Here is a 20,472-nt window from a genome sequence, read left to right on the forward strand (position 1 = left end):
GATCAGGCAATCAGATCGGTAGTGTTCAGCGTGCTCACTCCCAGCAACTGGATTTCGAACTCGGCGGACGAGTCGGCGTCGGTGCTGCCGTATAGCATGCCGCCGGCGAACCGTAGTTGCCCTGCTGCGTTACTGCCGAACGCGCTCGAACCGATAAAGATGAAGGCCTCATTGGTCGCGGTAGCGGTGTTGGCGTCCAAGGTCGACAGATCGATCTTGTCGCCCTCGCTGGTCTTGAAATCGCCCAGCACGTCGCGCAACACTCCCAGGCCCATTTCGCTCAAGACATTGAAGTCGAAGCGATCGGCCCCGCTGCCGCCATTCAGCCGGTCGACGCCGGTGCCGCCGAGCAGCAGGTCATTGCCAGCGCCACCATTGAGCGTGTCGTTGCCGGCGCCGCCGCTGAGGGTATTGGCGGTGGTGCTACCGGTAAGTATGTCGTTGAAGTTGCCGCCGGTGAGGTTCTCGAAGTTCAGCAGGATATCGGAGCCCGAGCCACCAGTGGCTTGCGCGGCCGCGCTCGCCAGACTGGCGGTCACGGCGCTGCCTGCATAAGCGTAGGACGCGGTATCAATACCGGCGGCCCCATCCAGACTGTTGTTGCCGGACCCGGCATAGATCAGGTTGTTGAGGCTGTTGCCGGTGCTGTTGGCGGTGCCGGTAGCCAGAACGCGCAAGTTCTCGACGTTGCTGCCGAGGGTATAGTCGGTGAGGTAGCTATAGACAGTATCTTCGCCACCGGTACTGACAAGGGTACTGGTTTCGTTGACGCTATCGCCGATGTTATCGACGAAGTAGATATCCGAGCCATCACCGCCGCTCAGCCTGTCGGCGCCTGTGCCGCCATTGAGCACATTAGCCAGCTGATTGCCGATCAGGGTGTCGTTGTAGTTGCTACCCGTAAGATTTTCGAAATTCAACAGGGTATCGAAGCCCGAGCCACCGGTCGCTTGTGCGGCGTTAGTGGCCAGGCTTGCGCCAATGGCGCTAGCCGCATAAGCGTAGGACGCAGTATCGATACCGGTACTGCCGTCCAGGATGTTGTTGCCTATTCCGGCATAGATCACGTTATTGAGACTGTTGCCGGTAGCGTTGGCGATGCCGGTTGCCAGTAAGCGCAGATTTTCGAGATTGGCGCCCAGGGTCCAGGACACCGAGGACTGCACCGTATCGATTTCGCTGGCCAGCGTACTGGTTTCGCTGACGACATCGAGGGCATTGTCGACCACATAGTTGTCGTTACCGAGGCCTCCGACCAAAGTGTCTGCGCCGGCGCCACCATTGAGGGTGTTCGCCGTCGCGTTGCCGGTGAGGGTGTTGTTCAATGCATTACCGGTGCCATTGATGGCGGCGTCGCCGGTCAGTACCAGCTTCTCGAGGTTGGCACCGAGGGTCCAGGTTGCCGAGGACTGCACCGTATCGATTTCACTGGCCAGCGTACTGGTTTCGCTAACAACATCGAGGGCATTGTCGACCACATAGGTGTCGTTACCGAGGCCTCCGGCCAATGTGTCTGCGCCGGCGCCACCATTCAGGATGTTCGCCGTCGCGTTACCGGTGAGGGTGTTGTTCAACGCATTGCCGGTGCCATTGATGGCGGCGGCGCCGGTCAGTACCAGCTTCTCGAGGTTGGCACCGAGGGTCCAGGTTGCCGAGGACTGCACCGTATCGATTTCGCTGGCCAGCGCACTGGTTTCGCTGACGACATCGAGGACATTGTCGACCACATACGTGTCGTTGCCGAGGCCTCCGGCCAATGTGTCTGCGCCGGCACCACCATTGAGGGTGTTCGCCGTCGCGTTGCCGGTGAGGGTGTTGTTCAACGCATTGCCGGTGCCATTGATGGCGGCGCCAGTCAGTACCAGCTTCTCGAGGTTGGCACCAAGGGTCCAGGATGCCGAGGACTGCACCGTATCGATTTCGCTGGCCAGCGTACTGGTTTCGCTAATGACATCGAGGGCATTGTCGACCACATAGGTGTCGTTGCCGAGGCCTCCGGCCAATGTGTCTGCGCCGGCACCACCATTGAGGGTGTTCGCCGTCGCGTTGCCGGTGAGGGTGTTGTCCAACGCATTGCCGGTGCCTGCAGCCGCTCCACTCCCCAGGGTGAGGTTTTCGACGTTGCTCCCCAGAACATAGTTGATAGTGGCGACGACCTTATCCGCACCTTCGTTGGCAACCTCCTTCACCAGGTCACCCAGGTTGTCGACGTAGTAGGTGTCGTTACCGGTACCACCGGTCATGGAGTCGTCGCCCCAATTGCCATCAAGGACGTCATCGCCAGCGCCGCCGTTGAGGGTGTCGACGCCGAGGCCGCCTTCGAGGGTGTCTGCACCTGCCGTGCCTTCGATGGTCAAGGGCTTGAAATTATGGGCATTGATGGCGGTAGCCATGACGTTTTTCAGGGTAACAGCGGTATGCCAGGTGTAGGCCGTGCCGGCGGCACCGTCTTCGTCGTACTGCAACAAGGTGTCAGCACCGCTTTGCAGCAAGCGCAGGTAACCTTGCTCGGGCCTCATCGGGTTGCCACCCTGATATCCCCGACCGTCTGCAGCGCTGTAGTCCAGTAGCGCGGAAACATCGAGGCGGTCGCCGCCAACGCCCGCAGCGAAGTCGGTGACCTTGTAGTTGGCGGTCGCCCCACCCGAGACAAGCTTGTAGGTATCGATGCCCGCACCGCCCGTTGCGGTCAGGGTGCGATTGCCGTAACTGGACATAAATGTCTGGATCAGATCATCGCCGGCACAGCCATCGATCAGCATCGTTTCAGCCGTAGGGCTGTAACTGGTGACATACAGAGTGTCGTCGCCGTCCCCCCCTTTCAGGGTGTCATTGCCTTCACCACTGATGCTAGTCAGGTAATCATTACCGGCACCGCCATCCAGATAGTCGTTGCCGGTATTGCCATCCAGGTAATCGTTGCCGGCGCCACCCAGAATGGTGTCATTGCCCGGGCCGCCTTGAATCCGATCCCCGCCCCACTGATCCAGCTCATCGCCACCAACGATGTAGTCTGCACCGCCGCTGCCGTTGATCTGGTCAGAACCGGCGCCGCCCTGGATGGTGTCGTTGAAGTAACTGCCCTGCAGCGTGTCATTGTTGACCGTGCCAGTCAGTTGCAGCCCCGGTACATCGGAGCCATCAGGTGCAATGGCGCCAACGAAGTTGGCGGCCGTCAGGGTGCTGGCAAGCACGTTTTGCAGGGTAACTGCGGTATGCCAGGTGTAGGCCGTGCCGGCGGCACCGTCTTCGTCGTACTGCAGCAAGGTGTCAGCACCGCTTTGCAGCAAGCGCAGGTAGCCCTGCTCGGCCCCCATCGGGTTGCCACCCTGATATCCGCGGCCGTCTGCAGCGCTGTAGTCCAGTAGCGCGGAAACATCGAGGCGGTCGCCGCCAACGCCCGCAGCGAAGTCGGTGACCTTGTAGTTGGCGGTCGCCCCACCCGAGACAAGCTTGTAGGTATCGATGCCCGCACCGCCCGTTGCGGTCAGGGTGCGATTGCCGTAACTGGACATAAATGTCTGGATCAGATCATCGCCGGCACCGCCATCGATCAGCATCGTTTCAGCCGTAGGGCTGTAACTGGTGACATACAGAGTGTCGTCGCCGTCCCCCCCTTTCAGGGTGTCATTGCCTTCACCACTGATGCTAGTCAGGTAATCATTACCGGCACCGCCATCCAGATAGTCGTTGCCGGTATTGCCATCCAGGTAATCGTTGCCGGCGCCACCCAGAATGGTGTCATTGCCCGGGCCGCCTTGAATCCGATCCCCGCCCCACTGATCCAGCTCATCGCCGCCAACGATATAGTCTGCACCACCGCTGCCGCTGATCTGGTCAGAACCGGCGCCGCCCAGGATGGTGTCGTTATCGACTGTCCCTTCAAGGGTATCGTTACCGTCCGTGCCATTGAGGACCGCCAAGGTAGCGGCATAGGCAGCCAGATCCAGCGTGTTTGCCTCGATCTCACCTGCATGGACTTCAAGTTGCGAATCACCCCCCTGACTAAAAGCGCCACTCAGGTCATCCGATGCTGCAACATCCGCTCCGGTGATTTGAGCCAGGCGCTCGATGAAGGCTTGCCCTTGCTCGCCCTGCGCCACATTGCAACCGTAGAGCAGAATGTCTCCTGCTGCGGCAAGTGATTGCCCAATGGACTGCAACTGACTCTGATAAGTGCTGAGACTGCTCGAATCCAGCACCGTCGAGCCGAGGTAAAGCGCCCCCACGCTGCCGTGCGAAATGATCTGGATCGAACTCAGGCCGCTATAGCCCGCGAGCACTGCCTGCATCTGCGAAAGGCCATCCTCATCCGCATCGAGCAGCACCCATTGCGTATCGCTGCCAAGCTGGGCAATCAGCGCTTCGTAATTCGCCACACGGCAATCAATAAAGAAAAGATTCTTGGTCATACTCGCATCCCTGCCGTATTGAGTGCCGACGAACCCGTTGGCTCGACGAACAAGCATTTCGATGGTTATTTGGGGAGCGCCTCCTCGATGGAGACCGATTCAGCGTTTGGTACCGTTACCGCATTCCAGCTTGAAGTCGCAATACTCGGCAAACCGCTTCCAATACGAATCGAAGCAAGGCTGCCAGAAGCGATAGCAAATCGCCAGTAAAAGAATCAAGCAGGAATGAGAAAAAAGACAGTAATCGGCCAAAAGCCGTCACTGGGATGCGTCTGGAAAACGCGTTGATTCAACGGGCACCAGAAATGACTGTGTGTATACCGAACGATGGCTGATATCTTTCCCGCGTACCTGATCGCGCCCAATCGACGCTGATCCCATCAAGGAAGATGAAAACAATGAAAACAGTGCTCGGCGCCCTGCCCCTTATCTGCCTGAACATACAGGCATTCGCTGGCGACAACCCCATCGGCTTCCCGGCCTCGACGTTGCCAGACACGCAAAATGACCGCCCGCTGGAGTTGGCCCTCTGGTACCCGAGTACAACAACTGCCCGCTGACAACCTGATGAGCGTCTTTCGCCAGTCGACTTCTCGCGGGCGCGAGCTCATTGCTAATGAACAAGAACTAAGTACTGCAGTGGCAACTCCGGGGTTTTCCCTCGATTCAGATCTGATTTAAACAACAAGGCCACATCAAAAATGAAAATATCATTCATCGCTTCGCTAGGAATTTTATCGCTCATTCAAACATCACTGTCCTTTGCGGATAATGTTAACGGGAAAAGTCTCTACTCACAGAGATGCATCATGTGCCACGGAACAGACCTCAAAGGAACAGGACCATTGGCTAATAAAAGCAATCCCCCAACACCTGACCTTACAACTTCCGCTTTCAAAAAACGACTGAATGATTATCCGGGCGTTATTGTATCGTCGATAATACTTCGTCCAAATGGAGACTTGATTCCAAGAACTTTGCAAGAGAATGGTGTAACGCTATCGCCGTACTCCTGGAGGATTAAGGATCTACGCGATATAAATCAATACATGAGTGGTGTGATTTCAAAAACTCGATGATCTTGAGTTGAGAGGCGGGCCAAAAAGGACACCCGGAAACTCACCCGCGCACCAGATAGGCCCCTGAAGGAACCCGATATCGCAGCTTCTTGCATTTACCCGGTGGAGGCTGATGCCCCGGCGGACGATCAGGAAACCAGATTCGGCATTTACCCGGAGGCGGCATATGGCCGCGGGGAATCTCGACCTCAGCGTACGCCCTCTCTGACCCGATACTAGCCATTTGCAGTTGTCCTTCGGCCCCTACTCTTCCCGCCGTCGGTACATCCGAAACCCGATTTACCTCAGCAGTAGTGAAGTTGCCAGCCTCACGCCCGGTGCCCGCAGTGGATTGCTCAACCACCGCCACTTGCGCTTCTCGGCGCCTTTGGGTCTCGTCCTCCAGCCCCTTCTGTACGGCGACCACGTCCGCGTTGGTATTGGGTGGGGTTCCCGAAGATTGGGCCTGCTGCGCCGCCTGGATCAATTGGAAGTTGCGGTTGCGCAACTGGACATTGTTACCGACCCGCATGTTCGAGCGCGCCGCCAGGGTTTCAGCCTGCTGGTACTGCCCCTGCTGAAGTCGCAACACACCGAGGTAATGCAGCGTCGCTGGATTGTTCGGCTGGATATGCAGGGCACGCTCAAGCGTGGCGGCGGCCTGGTCCAGTTGGCCGTTTTCGTATTGCCGCGAGGCTGTTTCGATCAGGGTGGTTGATGCGTTGTTGCTTTGCGCCGGCGCTTTTCGCTCGGCAGCGACAGCACTAAACGAGGCGACAGCGCAGAACACCAGGATGAGGACCGGCGGAAAACTCTTGTTTGGCATCGGGGGCGGACTCGACTGAACTCGGACGGCACTGCCGCAAAACAGACCACAGCGCTGCTCGGCACTTCCGATACAGGGCCGCTATAGACCTGACCAACACCCTGAAGTTCCTGTTGCAACGGTCGTCGCCACCGCTTCTGTTTGTTATCAGCCCACGACTGAGAGCGTTGGCTATTTAAGCAATGGCCCCTAGAACTTTTCCCTATTTACCGGTCTATGTGGATAGGCACATCCGCTCGGTAAGCACGCCCCCCGCAGGCTACCCGCCGCCAGATGGCCACACGTCCGATTGTCCATCAGAGGTTGTCTTCGCTCATGAAATTCCATGTCCCACGGAGGGTGCTCTTCGGCCTGTTCGCGATCGCGGCAGTGGGCTCGGCATCCGCCACACAGATGAAGGACTCAACCCCTGCTTTTGCAACTCAAGCCCCAGCCGTCGAGGCTCCCGTCCAGGCCACCGGCAACCCTTGGCCGACCTTGGCCAGCATGGCCGGCAAGCAGCCAGGGCCGTTGCTTGCCCATGACGACCGATACTGGCATGACGGCCGTTGGCACGATCGTAGAGACGATTGGCGCCGAGACGACTGGCGCAGGGATCAGTGGCGTAGAGATCAGTGGCGTAGAGAGCAAGCCCATCGGGAAGCTGAGCGCCATCGTGATTGGGAGCGCCACCAGGATCGGGCCATGCGGTACCGTTACGAAGACGATCAACGCTACTATCGTCGCTAGTGCGAAGCCCCGGAACAATCCGGGGCGCAAGCAGCCCTTCGTGACAGGCCGCAATCGGCCCAGAGTGTGTAAAAACGCATGCGCCGTTTTGAAGTCTGCGTTGCTACGTAAAATCTGCTGGTGCTTGTGTAATCAACAGACTAGAAAGTTGTGTAGGAGCGTGATTTTTGCTCCACCCCCCCACTGTCAGACGTGTTCTAAAATGCTTTTACACAGCCGCGGCCGTTCTCTGCCTATTATGGTTACAACGCGTGTTGGCCAAATCCGATGCAATCGCTGGTCAGAACGAATGCAAGTGGCTGGTCCGGTCGAATGCAAACGGGTGGTCAAGTTGAGCGCAATTTCGCAGCCAGGGCTGCGCGTTAAAAGTACAGTGCACACCAAGCACGGAGCGACGAGTTCGACGCTGGGAGCATGAAGCCGTCTTAGAGGAAATGCAGCTTCGGCTGAGCAACGCGCCAGAGATGATGCGCGTCCGAAAACGGACGGTTGAGCATCCCTTCGGGACGCTCAAACAATGGATGGGTGCAACGCATTTCCTGACGCGAAAGCTGGCTGGGCTGAGCGCGGAGATGAGCTTGAATGTGCTCGCCTACAACTTGAAACGGGTCATGAAAATCATCGGTGCCAACGGTTTGATGAAGGCGCTGTCGGCCTAAAAAAGGCTGATTTTGACCCATCCCAGAGGCTATAAAAGCAGCGTTAACGTGTTCCAGGTCGCGCCTGATGCGACACGCAGCATTTGCCTTGTGATCGTTCCTCCAAGAGCGTCAATGATCGAAGACGATGATGCCATGAGCGTTTTTACACACTCTGGGTCGGTTGCAGCCCTTCCCGACAGGCAGCAATAGGTATCTGTCCAGCGAGACAAATCGCCAACCTACACTCCAATGCTCCGCCTTTGTGCGCCAGATGGCACTTTTAAACACCGCTATATTGATACACCGTCGCACTCCAATACTGGCTGCCGTTACGTTTTTGGCGAACCCATCCATCGGCCACCAGTTGTTTGGCGATCATTCGATTCATAAAGCCATGACCGAGCAGCAGAACCGGTCCTTCGTTGGCAAGGGACTGAAGTCGTCGAGCTGCCGTGCTGGCGCGCATCCTCGCAGTTCCGGCGGATTCGACACTGCGTGAGTAACCGCACAACCATAAGACTCGAAGGATAAATGCCCAAGTAAACGGCGATAGCCGTGGCAGTTTCCAGTGACCATAAGGCAGTTGCGCTTCACAGAAAAGCGCGTCGACAAGGGCGGGCTTCAGGCCAAGAGCCTGGACGGAGGTCAGCGCACGAGGCGCGTTGCTTGAGACAATCACCTTGGCGGTTGCGGCGAGCTGCATGCTGGCATCCGGGACCGGGTGGTGGGTAATTTCGGACCGGTTGTATTGCTCGATCCAGTCTTCCATATCGAGCGCTGACACTTTGTCGGTTGTGACCAGTTTTGGCTGGCCGTGACGCATCAGGATTATTTCCCTACTCACTGTATGTTTACGTCCTTGTTCAGGTGTGCGGTCAATGTGGAGGGAGTGCTGTTCCGGGAACTTAAGGTTTGACTCTCAAACCAATCGTGATCGCGGTACCACGCCACCGTATCGGTGATTGTCAGCTCTAGTGGCCGGAAACTCAGGCCAAGCTCTTGTTCACTCTTGCGGTGGTTGAAACAGGTGCGGTCCTTCTCTCGTACCAACAGGCGCAACGTGGCCATGCTCAGCAGAATGGGCTTGCTGGTAATACGCGCATACATCTCCTGCACAGCCGCCAACGTGTATAGAAAGGGGAGCGGTAGTTGTCGAACGGGTGTCTTGACGCCCGCTATACGCCCAAGCATAGGCACCAGCTCACGCATTGTCATATGCCGGCCCGCCGCGAGATAGCGCTCACCTCGCCGCCCATGTTTGGCTGCGGCAATCTGCGCCAATGCCACATCGCGGGCATCGACAACGGAGAAACTACCAGGGATCAGTCCGGGCAGTTTGCCGAGCACGACATCGTTAACCAACTGTCCCGAGGAGGTGGGGCCCATGTCGGCCGGGCCCCACATCCAGCCTGGCAGGACCATGCAGGCATGCATCTGCGGATGGACCTCCAGGAACGACAAGACGACACGGTCGGCGAGAATCTTGCTACGATAGTAGTCATCCGCATCGGCGTCGGCCCGCAGACATGTCTCATCGATGGACGTGCCAGGTGCGCCGTCGAGCACGGCAATGGAAGACGTATGGATGAACCGTCGTATACCGGCGCGGTAGGCCTGATTTAGCAGGTGCCGCGTACCAGACACATTAATCTTTTCGAGTTCCTTCCAGTGGCTGCCGCCCTTGTAGTTGTCGCGAAAGAACGCCGCGGTGTGAAACACCGTATCGCAGCCTTGCAGCGACGCTGCGAATGCGTCGACATCGGCCATGTCCCCAACGACCAATTCCACACCCGGCAAATTGTTGAACTGCTGTTCACCTTTGGCTCTTGAACGGACCAGGGCTTTGACCGCGTAGCCACGAGCGACCAATTCACGCACCAGGTTGTTGCCCAACAAGCCGGTTGCGCCAGTAACGAATGCGCTGTGCATGGCTCAACCCTCAGCTGGATAGGCTAACGGCATCAGCACCGCACTGTCGAAGAAGGCCTCTTCACGGATGGCCAGCCCGTCTCTGAAGGTGAAGTGTGCGGCGTAGTACGCAGTAATATGGCGCCCATGAGGTGGAATCACCCGGCCTGACAGCACCAAGGGTGCGGCGAATGTGCCGGTCAGGAAGGCAGTCAGCGCCAAACGATCGTTACCGACGGCGAATGGGCTGAAAATCACTTGGGCATCGGGGAGCGCTTCGAGCAATGCGATCTCTCGTTTGCGCATGGCTTCGCGACCGGTTTGTATCCCCATGCTATCGAGGTAGATGAAGTCTTCGCAAACCAGCGCAAGCATCGCCTCCACATCACGGCGATTGAAGGCACTGGCGGCGCGTTCCGCATAGTCGTTGGGGCCAGTAGTCATAAAGTCCATTCCATTCGTCTTCGAGGGCTTGTAGATATACCTTTGAGGCCTCTCCCGAAAAACAGCGACTACTGCATAATGGATTTGCACATATGCAGACCAGGGAGGATATGAAGCATGGCGTTGCAAGCAAATTGGGATGATCTTCGTCTGTTGTTGGCAGTCTCGCGGCGTGGCAGCTTTCTTCAAGCTGGCCAGATGCTGGGTATTGCGGCGTCTACTGTGTCCCGCCGGTTGACCCAACTTGAGAGCGCCCTGGGCGAGCTACTCGTCGAGCGGGGCGTTGAAGGATGCTGGTTGACCTCGCGCGGCCAATCCCTCGTGGAAGTTGCCCTAGCGGCGGAGGCGGGCTTGAGGCGTCAAACCGTTGCGGGCATGTCCGGGCTACACACAGAGCTATTTGGCAGTGTCCTGGTCAGTGCAGGAGAGGGATTTTCGTCTTGCGTGCTGGAGGCTGCGAGTCGCTTCACCTCTCTTCACCCGCGTTGCTCGGTGGAATTGATGGCAACGGCCGACTTTCACAAGATTGTCCGCGGCGTGGCAGACATTGCTGTACGCACAGCTCACCTAGGCGAACCGTCGCTGATTTATCGACCAATAGGCCGGCTCGCTTACGGTGTCTTCGCCGATGCAGGTTATCTGAAACGGTATCCAGGGGTGACCCCGGCCACTGCGGTCAATATTGCCTTGCTTCCTCCGCTGGACATGTTGCCGCAAATGCGTGCGGCAACGGCCGCGGGTCTGGAGCGCGCGCAGATCAGGGTGAACTCGTTCGCGGTTCAGCTCGAATCGGTGAGGCGAGGAATGGGTGTGGCAGTACTGCCCCGTATTCTGGCGAAGGACCTGATCGAGTTGTTCCCGGATCTCCAACTTCCCGATATGGAAGTCTATCTGGTGACCCGGCCTCAGGCATTGAAACAGGCTCACATTAAATGTTTTTTTGCCATCCTGGAGCAGGTGCTGCTCGAAGCCCTTTCCATAGAAAATGTGGAAGGTTACCTCTTGGGGGCAACCTGAAATGGGTGCATGGGGGCGCTAACCAAAATATCAGACTGCCCTCAGACACCGGCCCTGCTCAGGCCGATTGTCTGCGCCAGGTGCCGGGTGATGTGCCGAACTGGCGTTTGAATGCGCGGCTGAACGCCGCTTCGGATTCGTAGCCCACTGCAAAGCCGATTTGCGCCACGTTACCGCGACCTTCGCGCAGGTGTTGAGCCGCCACGTGCATACGCCAGAGCGTCAGGTATTGCATCGGTGGCTGCCCGACCAATGCCGTGAATCGCTCCGCGAATACCGAGCGCGACATGCCCACTTCAAGCGCCAGGGCTTCTGCCGTCCAGCCCTCGGTTGGACGGGCATGGAGCAGCGCGAGGGCGCGCCCGATGTGCGGATCTCGCAAGCCCGCCAGCCACCCGCGCCGTTCAGGGGGGAGGTTCGCGACATACTGGCTGACGGCTTCGACGAACAGCAGTTCGGAGAGCTTGGCGATGACCGTTGTCGAGCCGACGCGTCCCGCCGCGATCTCACTGACGGCGAAACGGAATGAGCTTTCAATCCAGGCACCCGAAGCCGTCGCGCGCACATCCAGCTTCAACAAGGATGGCAGCGACGAAAGCAATGGGCTGAACGGTGTTTCAGAGCCGAGGAATCCGCACAGTAGCTGCGTGGCCTCGCCGCCCCCGCCGCACTTGATTCGTGATATGCCGCCGACTTCCGGCGGCTGAATGATTTCGCGCGCCGACATGGGCGCAACGCCTAGATCACTGCCAAAGGTATGAACGTCATTGCGCGGCAGCAGAATGAGTTCGCCTGCCCGCACGTCGAGGGTGGCACCATCGTCGACTCGCAATTGCATGTGCCCCGCCGCGACAAAATGTGAGGCAATGATATGTCGAGGGGCCGCCAGGAACGGTTTGCAATCGTCGGCGGAGATTCTTCCGCTCAGACACCAGGGCGCAGTGAACTCCGCCTCGAGGAAGACCCCTCCAGACAGCCGAATCACCCGCAATACATCAGATAGCGCATCCAGCAATTGCCAGCCCTCCTTTCCGGAGTCCCGAGCATGTAATCAGGCGCACTGGTCATTCGCCGCCTGAACGGCGAGGCCTAGATTAGCACCAACGCGGACTCAGTGATCGAGACGATCCCCAGACGCTTTACCGATTGTCATTGACTCCTGCGTTAACCGTAACTGGCCCATTCCAACTCGACCACGCAAGCCGGAGATCAGTATGAACACCGCCGCTACCCTGCCCCGCCCGGACTCGGGCAACGCCGTCCGTTATGCGCAACTTGTCAGATCCTCGAAGAAAGCGGAATGGCAGATCGATCGCGACTTGCTGCAGGACCGCAGCTTCGATTTCTCGCGCAAATTCTTGCCCGACGGCTTATCGCATATCGACCGCCTGACCTTCCTCGGCGCAGACGAGGCGCGCCTGCTCAGCCAGATTCAGGGCCGAACCTATGCGTACATTTTTGGCCTGGTCGAGCGTTTTATCAGTGCCAAGATGCTCGATCAGGGTCGGGCCCATGTATTTGACGATCAGCTCGCACTCGAAGCGCTGGTGCGCTTTTCCAACGACGAGATCAAGCATCAGGAGCTGTTCCGGCGCATCGAGACGATGATGGGCACTCGATTGCCAGCGGGATATCGTCAGGTTGCCGATCCGAACGATGTGGCGCGCGCGGTCCTGGCGGCCAGCACCTGGGCGGTCCTGGCGCTGACCTGCCATATCGAGCTGTTTGTTCAGACGCACTACGTGCAGAGCATCGCCCCGCGCGAGGAGTTGTGCCCACTGTTCAAGGACGTCTTCAAATTTCACTGGAAGGATGAAAGCCGCCACGTCGTACTCGATGAACTGGAGTGGGAGGCGGAGCACGCGAAACTCTCCCCGGCCGAACGCGACCAGGCCGTGAACGATCTGATTACGCTGGTGGCGGCCGTCGACGCGATCCTGCAAGCACAATCGGCATCCGATGCCGACTACTTCATTGGGAGTGCTTCACGGTCGTTCAGCGTCGATGAGACCGCGCAAATCAACGCCTGCGTGCTGAGCGCCTATCGCTGGCAATACATTATCTCGGGCGTGCAGCATCCACACTTTGGCCGGCTGCTTGCGCGAATGACAACGCCAGCCCAGATGTCCAGGGTTCAGACCGCGCTGGCACCCATCATGGGCCATTGATCGACAGGGGGCGACCGACCGCGTGTCGGTCGCGCGACAGTAGGATGACGTGCTGACAATGATGGATTGAGGATGGCAGCCATGACGATTCCGATGTGGATGCTGCTGGGATTTGCGACCTGGACTTTACTGCTGTTGATGGCAACCGTCGGCGTCTATCGCTGGGTCAGAATCCTGCTCTCGAATGTTCCGATCGCTTCTTTCCGAAGCGATCAGCTCGAAGGCGAGGATTGGTATCGGCGCGGGACAAGAGCACACGCCAACTGTGTGGAAAACCTGCCGGTCTTTGGCGTCATCGTGCTCGTGATTTCAGCCCTTGGTGTCGACGGCCCTGCAGTGAACTACTTGTCCATCATCGTCCTGATCGCTCGTGTGTGTCAGTCTCTGGTTCACGTATCCCATGTGCAGACCGACAGGTTCGTGGCGGTTCGGTTTACCTTCTTTTGCATGCAGTTGATCTGTTTTCTCGCACTTATTGTCATAGCCGCTTGTTACGGCGCATGAATACTTTCGCCCCATGCTTGCCCTTCACCCTGAAGCAACTTCAGGACTTCTTCGCAGCGCTCAACAGCTCTTCGATTTCCTGCGCGACCAGGCTTTGAATGCGCCCCATATTGCGGTCACGAATGCCATGCTCTTTCAGCATTGTCACGGTCCGGAACAGATATTGCGCCGCCGAGCCCCAGTGCCCGGCGGCGCGAGCCAACACATGTGCAACCTGCTTCATCGGTAACTTGCCTGCATAGGCCATTCCCTCGCGTGCGGCGACAAAGGCCAATGCACGCAATATCCCGGTCTCGGTTTTAACCGAAATCCAGCGCGGAACATTGGTCGGCGGGTTTGCGTCAATTTCCCGGAACATCAACAGTCCCAGTTGTTTGAAGTGATCTTGCGCAGGAAGCCGGTACGCCAACCCCTTACAGCTTCCGCCACGATCGAGGGCCAACATCAGGGCTGGCAACTCGCGAGTGCCGCGCCAGCGGGTCAGTTTCAGGCAGAACGACCGATGCCAACCATAGGCGGTGGCATTACGGCTCTCCACAAATTCGAACTCCGGATTCCATATCAGCGAGCCGTAAGCGAAGATCCACAGATCTTCCGGTTCGTATTCACGCAAAAGTGCCTCCACCATTGCATCGAACTCTGCTTTGGTGTGTTCGATCGTGCCCGGTTCGGGCCCTGGATCGGGCTCAAACCGCTCAACACAAGCGACGAGTTCCGCTGTCAGGTCTCGCCCTTTGAATCGCGTGGTTTTTTCATTGTTCATATCGGGTTCCCAGGACCGATCAACCAGAAAGTCTAGCACCGCGTACAAAAGGGGCAGACAGGCCCCAGGCTTCAAGCAACAGCGGTTGGCTGGCGCAGGCATGATGATTTCCCGCCACCATCAGTGGGGCATCGAGTGCATTCCCAAAAGGAATAAAAACGGCCCGTCCTTTTGTCGATTTCCCAGCGTCCGGTTCGACTATCCGGCAGGGAATGCCTCAACTGATGCAGACTCCCCTGTCTAACCTCTTTCACCAGGACGAATCAGGAGAAAAGCATGCGCACACTTACAGTTGCCGCGTTCGTCAGTCTGGACGGCGTCATGCAAGCGCCCGGCGGGCCTGAAGAGGACACCAGCGGCGGATTCCGCTTCGGTGGCTGGATAGTGCCCTACGCCGACCAGACAACCGGCCAGGCCGTACAGGACCTGTTCTCGCTGCCGTTCGAGTTGCTGCTGGGGCGTCGCACCTACGACATCTTCGCCGCCTATTGGCCGCACGCTTCGGCCGACTCCCCCCACCACACCATTGCCGACCTGTTCAACGGCGTACCCAAGCACGTGGCCACCCATCGTGGCGATTCGCTGGAGTGGCACAACAGTCATGCGCTGCCGGGCAACCTGGTCGACGCGATCAGCGCGCTCAAGCGTCAGGACGGTCCTCGGCTACTGACCCAAGGCAGCGGCGACCTGGTGCGCCAACTGCTCGCCGCCGGCCTGGTGGACGAGTTGCGGCTGATGATTCACCCCATCCTGCTGGGACGCGGCAAGCGCCTGTTCGACGACAACGCTCAGGCGGCGGCCTTCACCTTGCTGAGCTCGATCAGCTCGCCCGGCGGTGTGCTGATCGCCCGTTACACCCGCAGCGGCGAGGTGCGCACAGGTACGTTCCAAGGCGGCGGGGGGCGATAACCATCGCCTCTCTCGGTTGGGGAATGCCTCACGCCACCTGCAGCAACTTCGCGTAAGCCTGCAAATGGTGATCGTCATCGCCAAACTGACGCGCCACCATCAGCAAATGCTTGGCGTGGTGCGACAGCATGTACTCCCAGGTCAGGCCGATGCCGCCGTGCAACTGGATGCTCTGGTCGGCGACAAAGCGGCTGGCACGACTGACGATGAACTTGGCGGCGGCGAGGATGCGGCTGCGTTCGTCACTGTCCGCCTGATCGGCCACACAGGCCGCGAGCAGTGTCATGGACGTGGCCTGGTCCAGCTCGATGCGCATGTCCACCATACGGTGTTGCAGCACCTGGAACTTGCCAATGGGCTGACCGAACTGCTGGCGGGTTTTCAGGTAGTCGAGGGTCAACGCGCACGCCGCTTCCATGCTGCCGACGGCCTCGGCGCATTGCGCTGCCATGCACCGGCCCTGCTGATAACGCAGCGCCGGCAAGGCCTGCCCCACTGCGCCGAGTACCGCACTGCTTTTGACGAACACGTCGTCCAGGTACAGCTCGCAGGCCATCCGCCCATCCTGAGTGGCGAAGTCGCGTCGACCGACGCCGCTGTCTTGCGGGTCGACCAGAAACACAGTGATGCCCTGCTCGTCCCGAACTCCATGACTGGTACGCGCCGAGACGAGAATCAGTCCGGCGCTCTGACCACCGATGATCACCGACTTGCGGCCATTGAGCTTCCAGCCTCCGCTGACCGCCTCGGCGGTCGTCTGAACGTCGTGCAACTGGTAGTGACTCTGCGGCTCATCGAGGGCCACGGCCAGTTGCAGGCTGGCGCTGCCGAGCTGCGGCAACAGCGTGTCTTTCTGGGCGGCGGTGCCCAACTGGTCGACCAGGCCACCGGCGAAAATCACCGAATGCAGGTAGGGTTCCAGGCACAGACCGCGACCCAGCTCGGTCATGATCAGCATGTTCTCCACACCGCTGCCACCATAGCCGCCATAGGCTTCGGCAAAGGGCACGGCGCAGAGGCCGAGGTCGCCCAGTTGCTGCATGAACGGGTCGCTGAAGCCGTGCCTGCTCTGGCGATATTGCTCGCGATGCTCAAAACCATACACGTCGCGCACCAGGCGCGCCGCGGTTTCCTGCAGCATCAGTTGCTCTTCTGTCAGTTTGAAATCCATGATCGGGGCGCCTTACAGTTCGAGGATCATTTTCGCGATGATGTTCTTCTGGATTTCGTTGGCGCCGCCATAAATCGAGGCCTTGCGCGCATCCAGGTACTGGTAGGTGGCCGCGCTGCTGTAGTCGGTGTACAGCAAGGGTTCGCTGCCGTAACCCAGTTCATCTTCAATGAACGGCAACGCGTACGGCCCCACGGCCTTGCTGATCAGGTAGGTGATGGCCTGCCGGATCTCGGTGCCCTTGATCTTCAGGAACGAGCTTTCGGCACCGGGGACTTCGCCGTTTTGTGTCGCCGCCAGGGTTCGCAGGCTGCTCATTTCGGCCGCCATCAACTGCATCTCGACTTCAGCGATCTGCGTGCGGAACAACGGGTCGTCGATCAATGGCCGGCCATCGCGGACTTCCTGGCTGGCAATGCGCTTGAGCCGGGTGAGCAATGCCTTGTTCTGCGCGATCCCGCCGATGCTGGTGCGCTCGTGGGTCAGCAGGTACTTGGCGCAGGTCCAGCCCTCGTTCTCCTGCCCGACCCGATTCGCCACCGGCACCCGCACATTGTCGAAGAACACTTCGTTGACTTCGTGCTCGCCGTCGAGGGTGATGATCGGCCGCACGGTAATGCCGGGGGTTTTCATGTCGATCAGCAGGAACGAAATGCCCCGTTGCTGACGCGCCTCGGGGTCGGTGCGCACCAGGCAGAACATCCAGTCGGCGAAATGCGCCAGCGTGGTCCAGGTTTTCTGGCCGTTGACCACATAGTCATCGCCCTCGCGCACCGCACGGGTTTTCAATGACGACAGATCAGAACCGGCACCCGGTTCGGAGTAACCCTGGCACCACCAGTCTTCACAGGAAAGAATCCGCGGCAGGAAGTGTGCTTTCTGCTCGGTGGTGCCGAACTTGATGATCACCGGGGCAACCATTTTCAAACCGAAGGAAGATACTTTCGGCGCCCCGGCCGCAAAGCATTCCTCGTCAAAGATATGCTTTTGCACATCGCTCCAACCGGTACCACCGAACTCGACAGGCCAGCCCGGTGCGAGCCAACCTTGCCGGTTGAGTGTGCGCATCCATTGCACCTGGTGCGCTTTGCTCAGGCGCTTGCCCAGGGCAATCCGCTCGGACAGTTCGCCCGGCAAATTGTCGTGCAGGAAGGCCCGAACATCCTGGCGAAAGGCTTGTTCGTGCACCGAGAATTCAATGTCCATCCATCCACTCCAAAAGCATTGGGGCATGCCCACAAACATTGTGGGAGCGAGCCTGCTCGCGAATACGGTTTTAATTCCAACGAAGATGTTGGCTGACATACCGCTTTCGCGAGCAGGCTCGCTCCCACAGGGTTATTCGAAAACAATCACCGAACGCGCCAATTCACCGCGACGCAGCTCATCGAACGCCTCGTTGATCTGGTCCAGACGGATGCGCTGGGAAATCATTTCATCGAGCTTGAGCTTGCCGGCCATGTAGAAGTCGACCAGGCGCGGCATGTCGACCGGGAAGCGGTTGGAACCCATCAACGAACCCTGGATACGGCGTTCATGCAGCAGTTGCAGAGGGTCCAGCTCGATTTTCAGGCCGGGCTTGAGCATGCCGATCACGGTGGCAGTACCGCCGCGCGCCAACATGGCAAAGGCTTGCTCGGCGGTCTGCTTGAGGCCGATGCATTCGAAGGCGTGGTGCACACCGCCACGGGTCAGTTCCATCACTTGCTTGGCAGCATCGCCGTCCCTGCCGTTGATCAGGTCAGTGGCGCCGAACTGTTGGGCCAATTCCAGCTTCGAGTCGAGCATGTCGATGGCGATGATCCGCCCTGCCCCGGCCAGTGCCGCACCGTTGATGGCCGCCAGACCGATGCCACCGCAACCGATCACGGCCACGGTCTCGCCCGGCCGCACCTTGGCTGTGTTGAACACCGCGCCGGTGCCGGTGGTCACCGCGCAACCGAGCAGCGCCGCACGGTCCAGCGGCATGTCGCGGCGGATCGCCACACAGGCGTTTTCGTGCACCAGCATCTGCTCGGCGAACCCGGACAGGTTGACGAATTGCGGCATCGGTTTCTGCACGTAGGTCAGGCGTGGTTCTTCATCCTTGTCGCGCTTTGTTTCCGGGGAAACGCAACGCGCCAGATGGCCGGTCACGCAGTGTTCGCAATGGCCGCAGAACACCGTCAGGCAGGTGACCACATGATCGCCCGGCTTGACCGAACGCACTTCGGAACCGACCTGCTCGACCACGCCGGCGGCTTCATGACCCAACACCATCGGGCCGGGAAACGGAAACGAGCCGTCGATGACGTGCAGGTCCGAGTGGCACACCCCCACGGCTTTGGTGCGGATCAACACTTCACGCGGGCCCGGTTTGCTGATGCCCACCTCTTCAATGACCAGCGGGGCTCCAACCTGATGGAATACGGCAGCTTTCATGACAGTTCTCTCGACGATGATGTGGGGTTCAGGCCGGGTTGGCCGCTGTACGCAAAACGGCTTTGGCGTGGCTGAAGGTGCGGAAACCGTCGATGCCGTGATAGGCCCCCATGCCGCTCTGGCCGACGCCGCCGAAGGGCAGGCCTTCGGTGCTGGCATGGCTCATCACGCCGTTGAGGGTCACGCCGCCGGAACAGGTACGGGTCAGCACCAGGGCTTCTTCGGCTGCATCGTTGCCGAAGTAGTACAAGGCCAGCGGACGCGGCCGCGCATTGATCTGGGCGATGACTTCGCTGAGGGTTTCGTAGGGTTTGATCGGCAGCAGCGGACCGAAGATTTCGTCCTGCATCACCTGCAGGTCGTCGCCGGGATTGCACAGCAGCGTCGGTACGATCTTGTTCAGCGGCGACTGGCTGAAATCTTCAGCGCCGGCATTCAGTTCGATCAGCTCGACACCGGCGGCGCGGGCCTCGCTCAGGTAACCCTGCAAGCGCTCGAAATGACGGGTGTTGATGATGGAGGTGTAGTCGGGGTTGTCCTTGAGCGTCGGGAAGAACTTCGCCACCACGGCTTTGGCCACGCCAATGAAAGCGTCTACCGACTCTTGCGGGACAAACACGTAGTCCGGTGCCACGCACAACTGACCGGCATTGAGCAGCTTGCCGATCACGACCTTGGCCACCGCTTCGTTGAAGTTTGCCGAACGCGAGATGATCGTTGGCGACTTGCCGCCCAGCTCCAGAGTCACCGGCACCAGGTTTTCCGCCGCGGCCCGTAGCACGTGCTTGCCGATGCTGGTGGCACCGGTGAACAGCAAATGGTCGAACGGCTGGCCGCAGAACGCCTGCCCGACGTCGGCGCCGCCCAGGACCACCGCCACTTCGTCTTCGGCGTAGACCGAGCGGATCAGCCGCGCGATCAGGTCCGACGTATGCGGGGTGAATTCCGACGGTTTGATCATCACCCGGTTGCCCGCCGCCAATGCGCCGGCCAGCCCGCTGAACACCATGTAGCCCGGCACGTTCCACGCCGTGACGATGCCCACGACACCCAGCGGCTGATATTGCACCCAGGCTTCGCCGGCGCGGGCCCGACGTTGTTCCGGGCGCATCCATTCGGCCAGTTCGGCCTTGGTCTGCTGCAGTGTCGCCAGTGGCGACAGCACTTCACTGCCCTTGGAGAAACCCGGGCTGCGATGGCCGAAATCGGCGGTCAGGGCCTCGATGATGTCCTGTTCGTGATTGACCAGCAAACCGATGGCCCGGTCGAGCAACTCACAGCGCTCTTCAAGGGTATAGGGTTCGCGGTCCTGGAAGGCCGCGCGTTGTTTTTCCAGGATCGTGCGGATGTCACAGCTCGTCGAACTCTCGATGGCGCTCATCACTACCTCTCTTGTTTTTGTCAGACCGCGGCCACGGCCGGGCGGCAATGCACAGGGTCTGGCTGCATGGTTGATCATTGCGGGCGCCGCGCCGCCACCCGGATCAGGTGGGTGGTGTCA

The 20,472-nt window shown here is 59.3% G+C and carries 17 protein-coding genes and 1 pseudogene; 7 read left to right on the forward strand and 11 right to left on the reverse strand.

Going from position 1 to position 20,472, the window contains the following annotated elements; all coding sequences use genetic code 11:
• Positions 1-2: 2 nt before the first annotated feature.
• Positions 3-4,412: a DUF4347 domain-containing protein gene (locus CD175_RS31885; protein WP_158255660.1), complete on the reverse strand. Its 4,410-nt coding sequence runs from the start codon at positions 4,410-4,412 to the stop codon at positions 3-5.
• A 398-nt stretch (positions 4,413-4,810) separates the two neighbouring features.
• Between CD175_RS31885 and CD175_RS08870 the strand changes: the two genes are divergently transcribed.
• Both CD175_RS08870 and CD175_RS31640 read left to right on the forward strand, forming a co-directional pair.
• The gene (locus CD175_RS08870; RefSeq protein WP_338066204.1) at positions 4,811-4,972 is read left to right on the forward strand and encodes a hypothetical protein; all 162 of its coding nucleotides are present in this window, start codon (positions 4,811-4,813) and stop codon (positions 4,970-4,972) included.
• A gap of 141 nt (positions 4,973-5,113) precedes the next feature.
• Positions 5,114-5,491 (forward strand): c-type cytochrome, encoded by a 378-nt coding sequence (locus CD175_RS31640; RefSeq protein WP_104448575.1) that lies wholly within the window; start codon positions 5,114-5,116, stop codon positions 5,489-5,491.
• Positions 5,492-5,531: 40 nt separating this feature from the next.
• On the opposite strand, the gene CD175_RS08880 is transcribed toward CD175_RS31640, so the two are convergent.
• Positions 5,532-6,296, reverse strand: coding sequence for a tetratricopeptide repeat protein (locus tag CD175_RS08880; RefSeq protein WP_104448576.1), 765 nt, complete (start codon positions 6,294-6,296; stop codon positions 5,532-5,534).
• 1,079 nt (positions 6,297-7,375) lie between these two features.
• Here CD175_RS08880 and CD175_RS08890 point away from each other — a divergent pair.
• A pseudogene (locus CD175_RS08890) lies at positions 7,376-7,684 on the forward strand (transposase); the annotation flags it as partial.
• A gap of 262 nt (positions 7,685-7,946) precedes the next feature.
• Here the strand turns inward: CD175_RS08890 and CD175_RS08895 are convergent.
• From CD175_RS08895 to CD175_RS08905, 3 genes are read right to left on the reverse strand one after another with little or no spacing between them, the layout of a single operon-like run.
• Entirely contained in the window at positions 7,947-8,489 is a 543-nt protein-coding gene (locus CD175_RS08895; RefSeq protein WP_104448848.1) for a histidine phosphatase family protein, read from the reverse strand.
• 17 nt (positions 8,490-8,506) lie between these two features.
• Positions 8,507-9,595 (reverse strand): SDR family oxidoreductase, encoded by a 1,089-nt coding sequence (locus CD175_RS08900; RefSeq protein ID WP_104448577.1) that lies wholly within the window; start codon positions 9,593-9,595, stop codon positions 8,507-8,509.
• 3 nt (positions 9,596-9,598) lie between these two features.
• The gene (locus CD175_RS08905; protein ID WP_104448578.1) at positions 9,599-10,018 is read right to left on the reverse strand and encodes an ester cyclase; all 420 of its coding nucleotides are present in this window, start codon (positions 10,016-10,018) and stop codon (positions 9,599-9,601) included.
• A 117-nt stretch (positions 10,019-10,135) separates the two neighbouring features.
• On the opposite strand from CD175_RS08905, the gene CD175_RS08910 reads away from it, so the two are divergent.
• The gene (locus CD175_RS08910) at positions 10,136-11,035 is read left to right on the forward strand and encodes a LysR family transcriptional regulator (protein ID WP_104448579.1); all 900 of its coding nucleotides are present in this window, start codon (positions 10,136-10,138) and stop codon (positions 11,033-11,035) included.
• 58 nt (positions 11,036-11,093) lie between these two features.
• Here the strand turns inward: CD175_RS08910 and CD175_RS08915 are convergent, their stop codons facing one another.
• Positions 11,094-12,050 carry an AraC family transcriptional regulator gene (locus CD175_RS08915; protein WP_104448580.1) on the reverse strand — a complete coding sequence of 319 codons (957 nt, stop codon included), beginning with the start codon at positions 12,048-12,050 and terminating at the stop codon, positions 11,094-11,096.
• Between the two features lie 199 nt (positions 12,051-12,249).
• Between CD175_RS08915 and CD175_RS08920 the strand changes: the two genes are divergently transcribed.
• Both CD175_RS08920 and CD175_RS08925 read left to right on the forward strand, forming a co-directional pair.
• Positions 12,250-13,203 carry a diiron oxygenase gene (locus CD175_RS08920; RefSeq protein WP_104448581.1) on the forward strand — a complete coding sequence of 318 codons (954 nt, stop codon included), beginning with the start codon at positions 12,250-12,252 and terminating at the stop codon, positions 13,201-13,203.
• Between the two features lie 81 nt (positions 13,204-13,284).
• On the forward strand, positions 13,285-13,707 hold the full coding sequence (locus CD175_RS08925; RefSeq protein ID WP_104448849.1) for an MAPEG family protein: 423 nt from the start codon (positions 13,285-13,287) through the stop codon (positions 13,705-13,707).
• Positions 13,708-13,747: 40 nt separating this feature from the next.
• Here CD175_RS08925 and CD175_RS08930 read toward each other — a convergent pair whose 3' ends face one another.
• Entirely contained in the window at positions 13,748-14,470 is a 723-nt protein-coding gene (locus CD175_RS08930; RefSeq protein WP_104448582.1) for a gamma-glutamylcyclotransferase, read from the reverse strand.
• A 276-nt stretch (positions 14,471-14,746) separates the two neighbouring features.
• On the opposite strand from CD175_RS08930, the gene CD175_RS08935 reads away from it, so the two are divergent.
• The gene (locus tag CD175_RS08935; RefSeq protein ID WP_104448583.1) at positions 14,747-15,379 is read left to right on the forward strand and encodes a dihydrofolate reductase family protein; all 633 of its coding nucleotides are present in this window, start codon (positions 14,747-14,749) and stop codon (positions 15,377-15,379) included.
• Between the two features lie 28 nt (positions 15,380-15,407).
• Here the strand turns inward: CD175_RS08935 and CD175_RS08940 are convergent, their stop codons facing one another.
• The 4 genes from CD175_RS08940 to CD175_RS08955 all read right to left on the reverse strand — a co-directional run bounded on the left by CD175_RS08940 (position 15,408) and on the right by CD175_RS08955 (position 20,352).
• On the reverse strand, positions 15,408-16,550 hold the full coding sequence (locus CD175_RS08940; RefSeq protein ID WP_104448584.1) for an acyl-CoA dehydrogenase family protein: 1,143 nt from the start codon (positions 16,548-16,550) through the stop codon (positions 15,408-15,410).
• Between the two features lie 12 nt (positions 16,551-16,562).
• Complete coding sequence (locus CD175_RS08945; RefSeq protein ID WP_104448585.1) at positions 16,563-17,756, reverse strand: acyl-CoA dehydrogenase family protein; 1,194 nt, start codon at positions 17,754-17,756, stop codon at positions 16,563-16,565.
• 132 nt (positions 17,757-17,888) lie between these two features.
• Complete coding sequence (locus CD175_RS08950) at positions 17,889-18,971, reverse strand: Zn-dependent alcohol dehydrogenase (protein ID WP_104448586.1); 1,083 nt, start codon at positions 18,969-18,971, stop codon at positions 17,889-17,891.
• Between the two features lie 28 nt (positions 18,972-18,999).
• A complete protein-coding gene (locus CD175_RS08955; RefSeq protein ID WP_104448587.1) occupies positions 19,000-20,352 on the reverse strand; it encodes a coniferyl aldehyde dehydrogenase in 1,353 nt (450 codons plus the stop codon).
• Positions 20,353-20,472: the final 120 nt, after the last annotated feature.

The sequence above is a fragment of the Pseudomonas laurylsulfatiphila genome (assembly GCF_002934665.1).
Lineage (GTDB): Bacteria > Pseudomonadota > Gammaproteobacteria > Pseudomonadales > Pseudomonadaceae > Aquipseudomonas > Aquipseudomonas laurylsulfatiphila.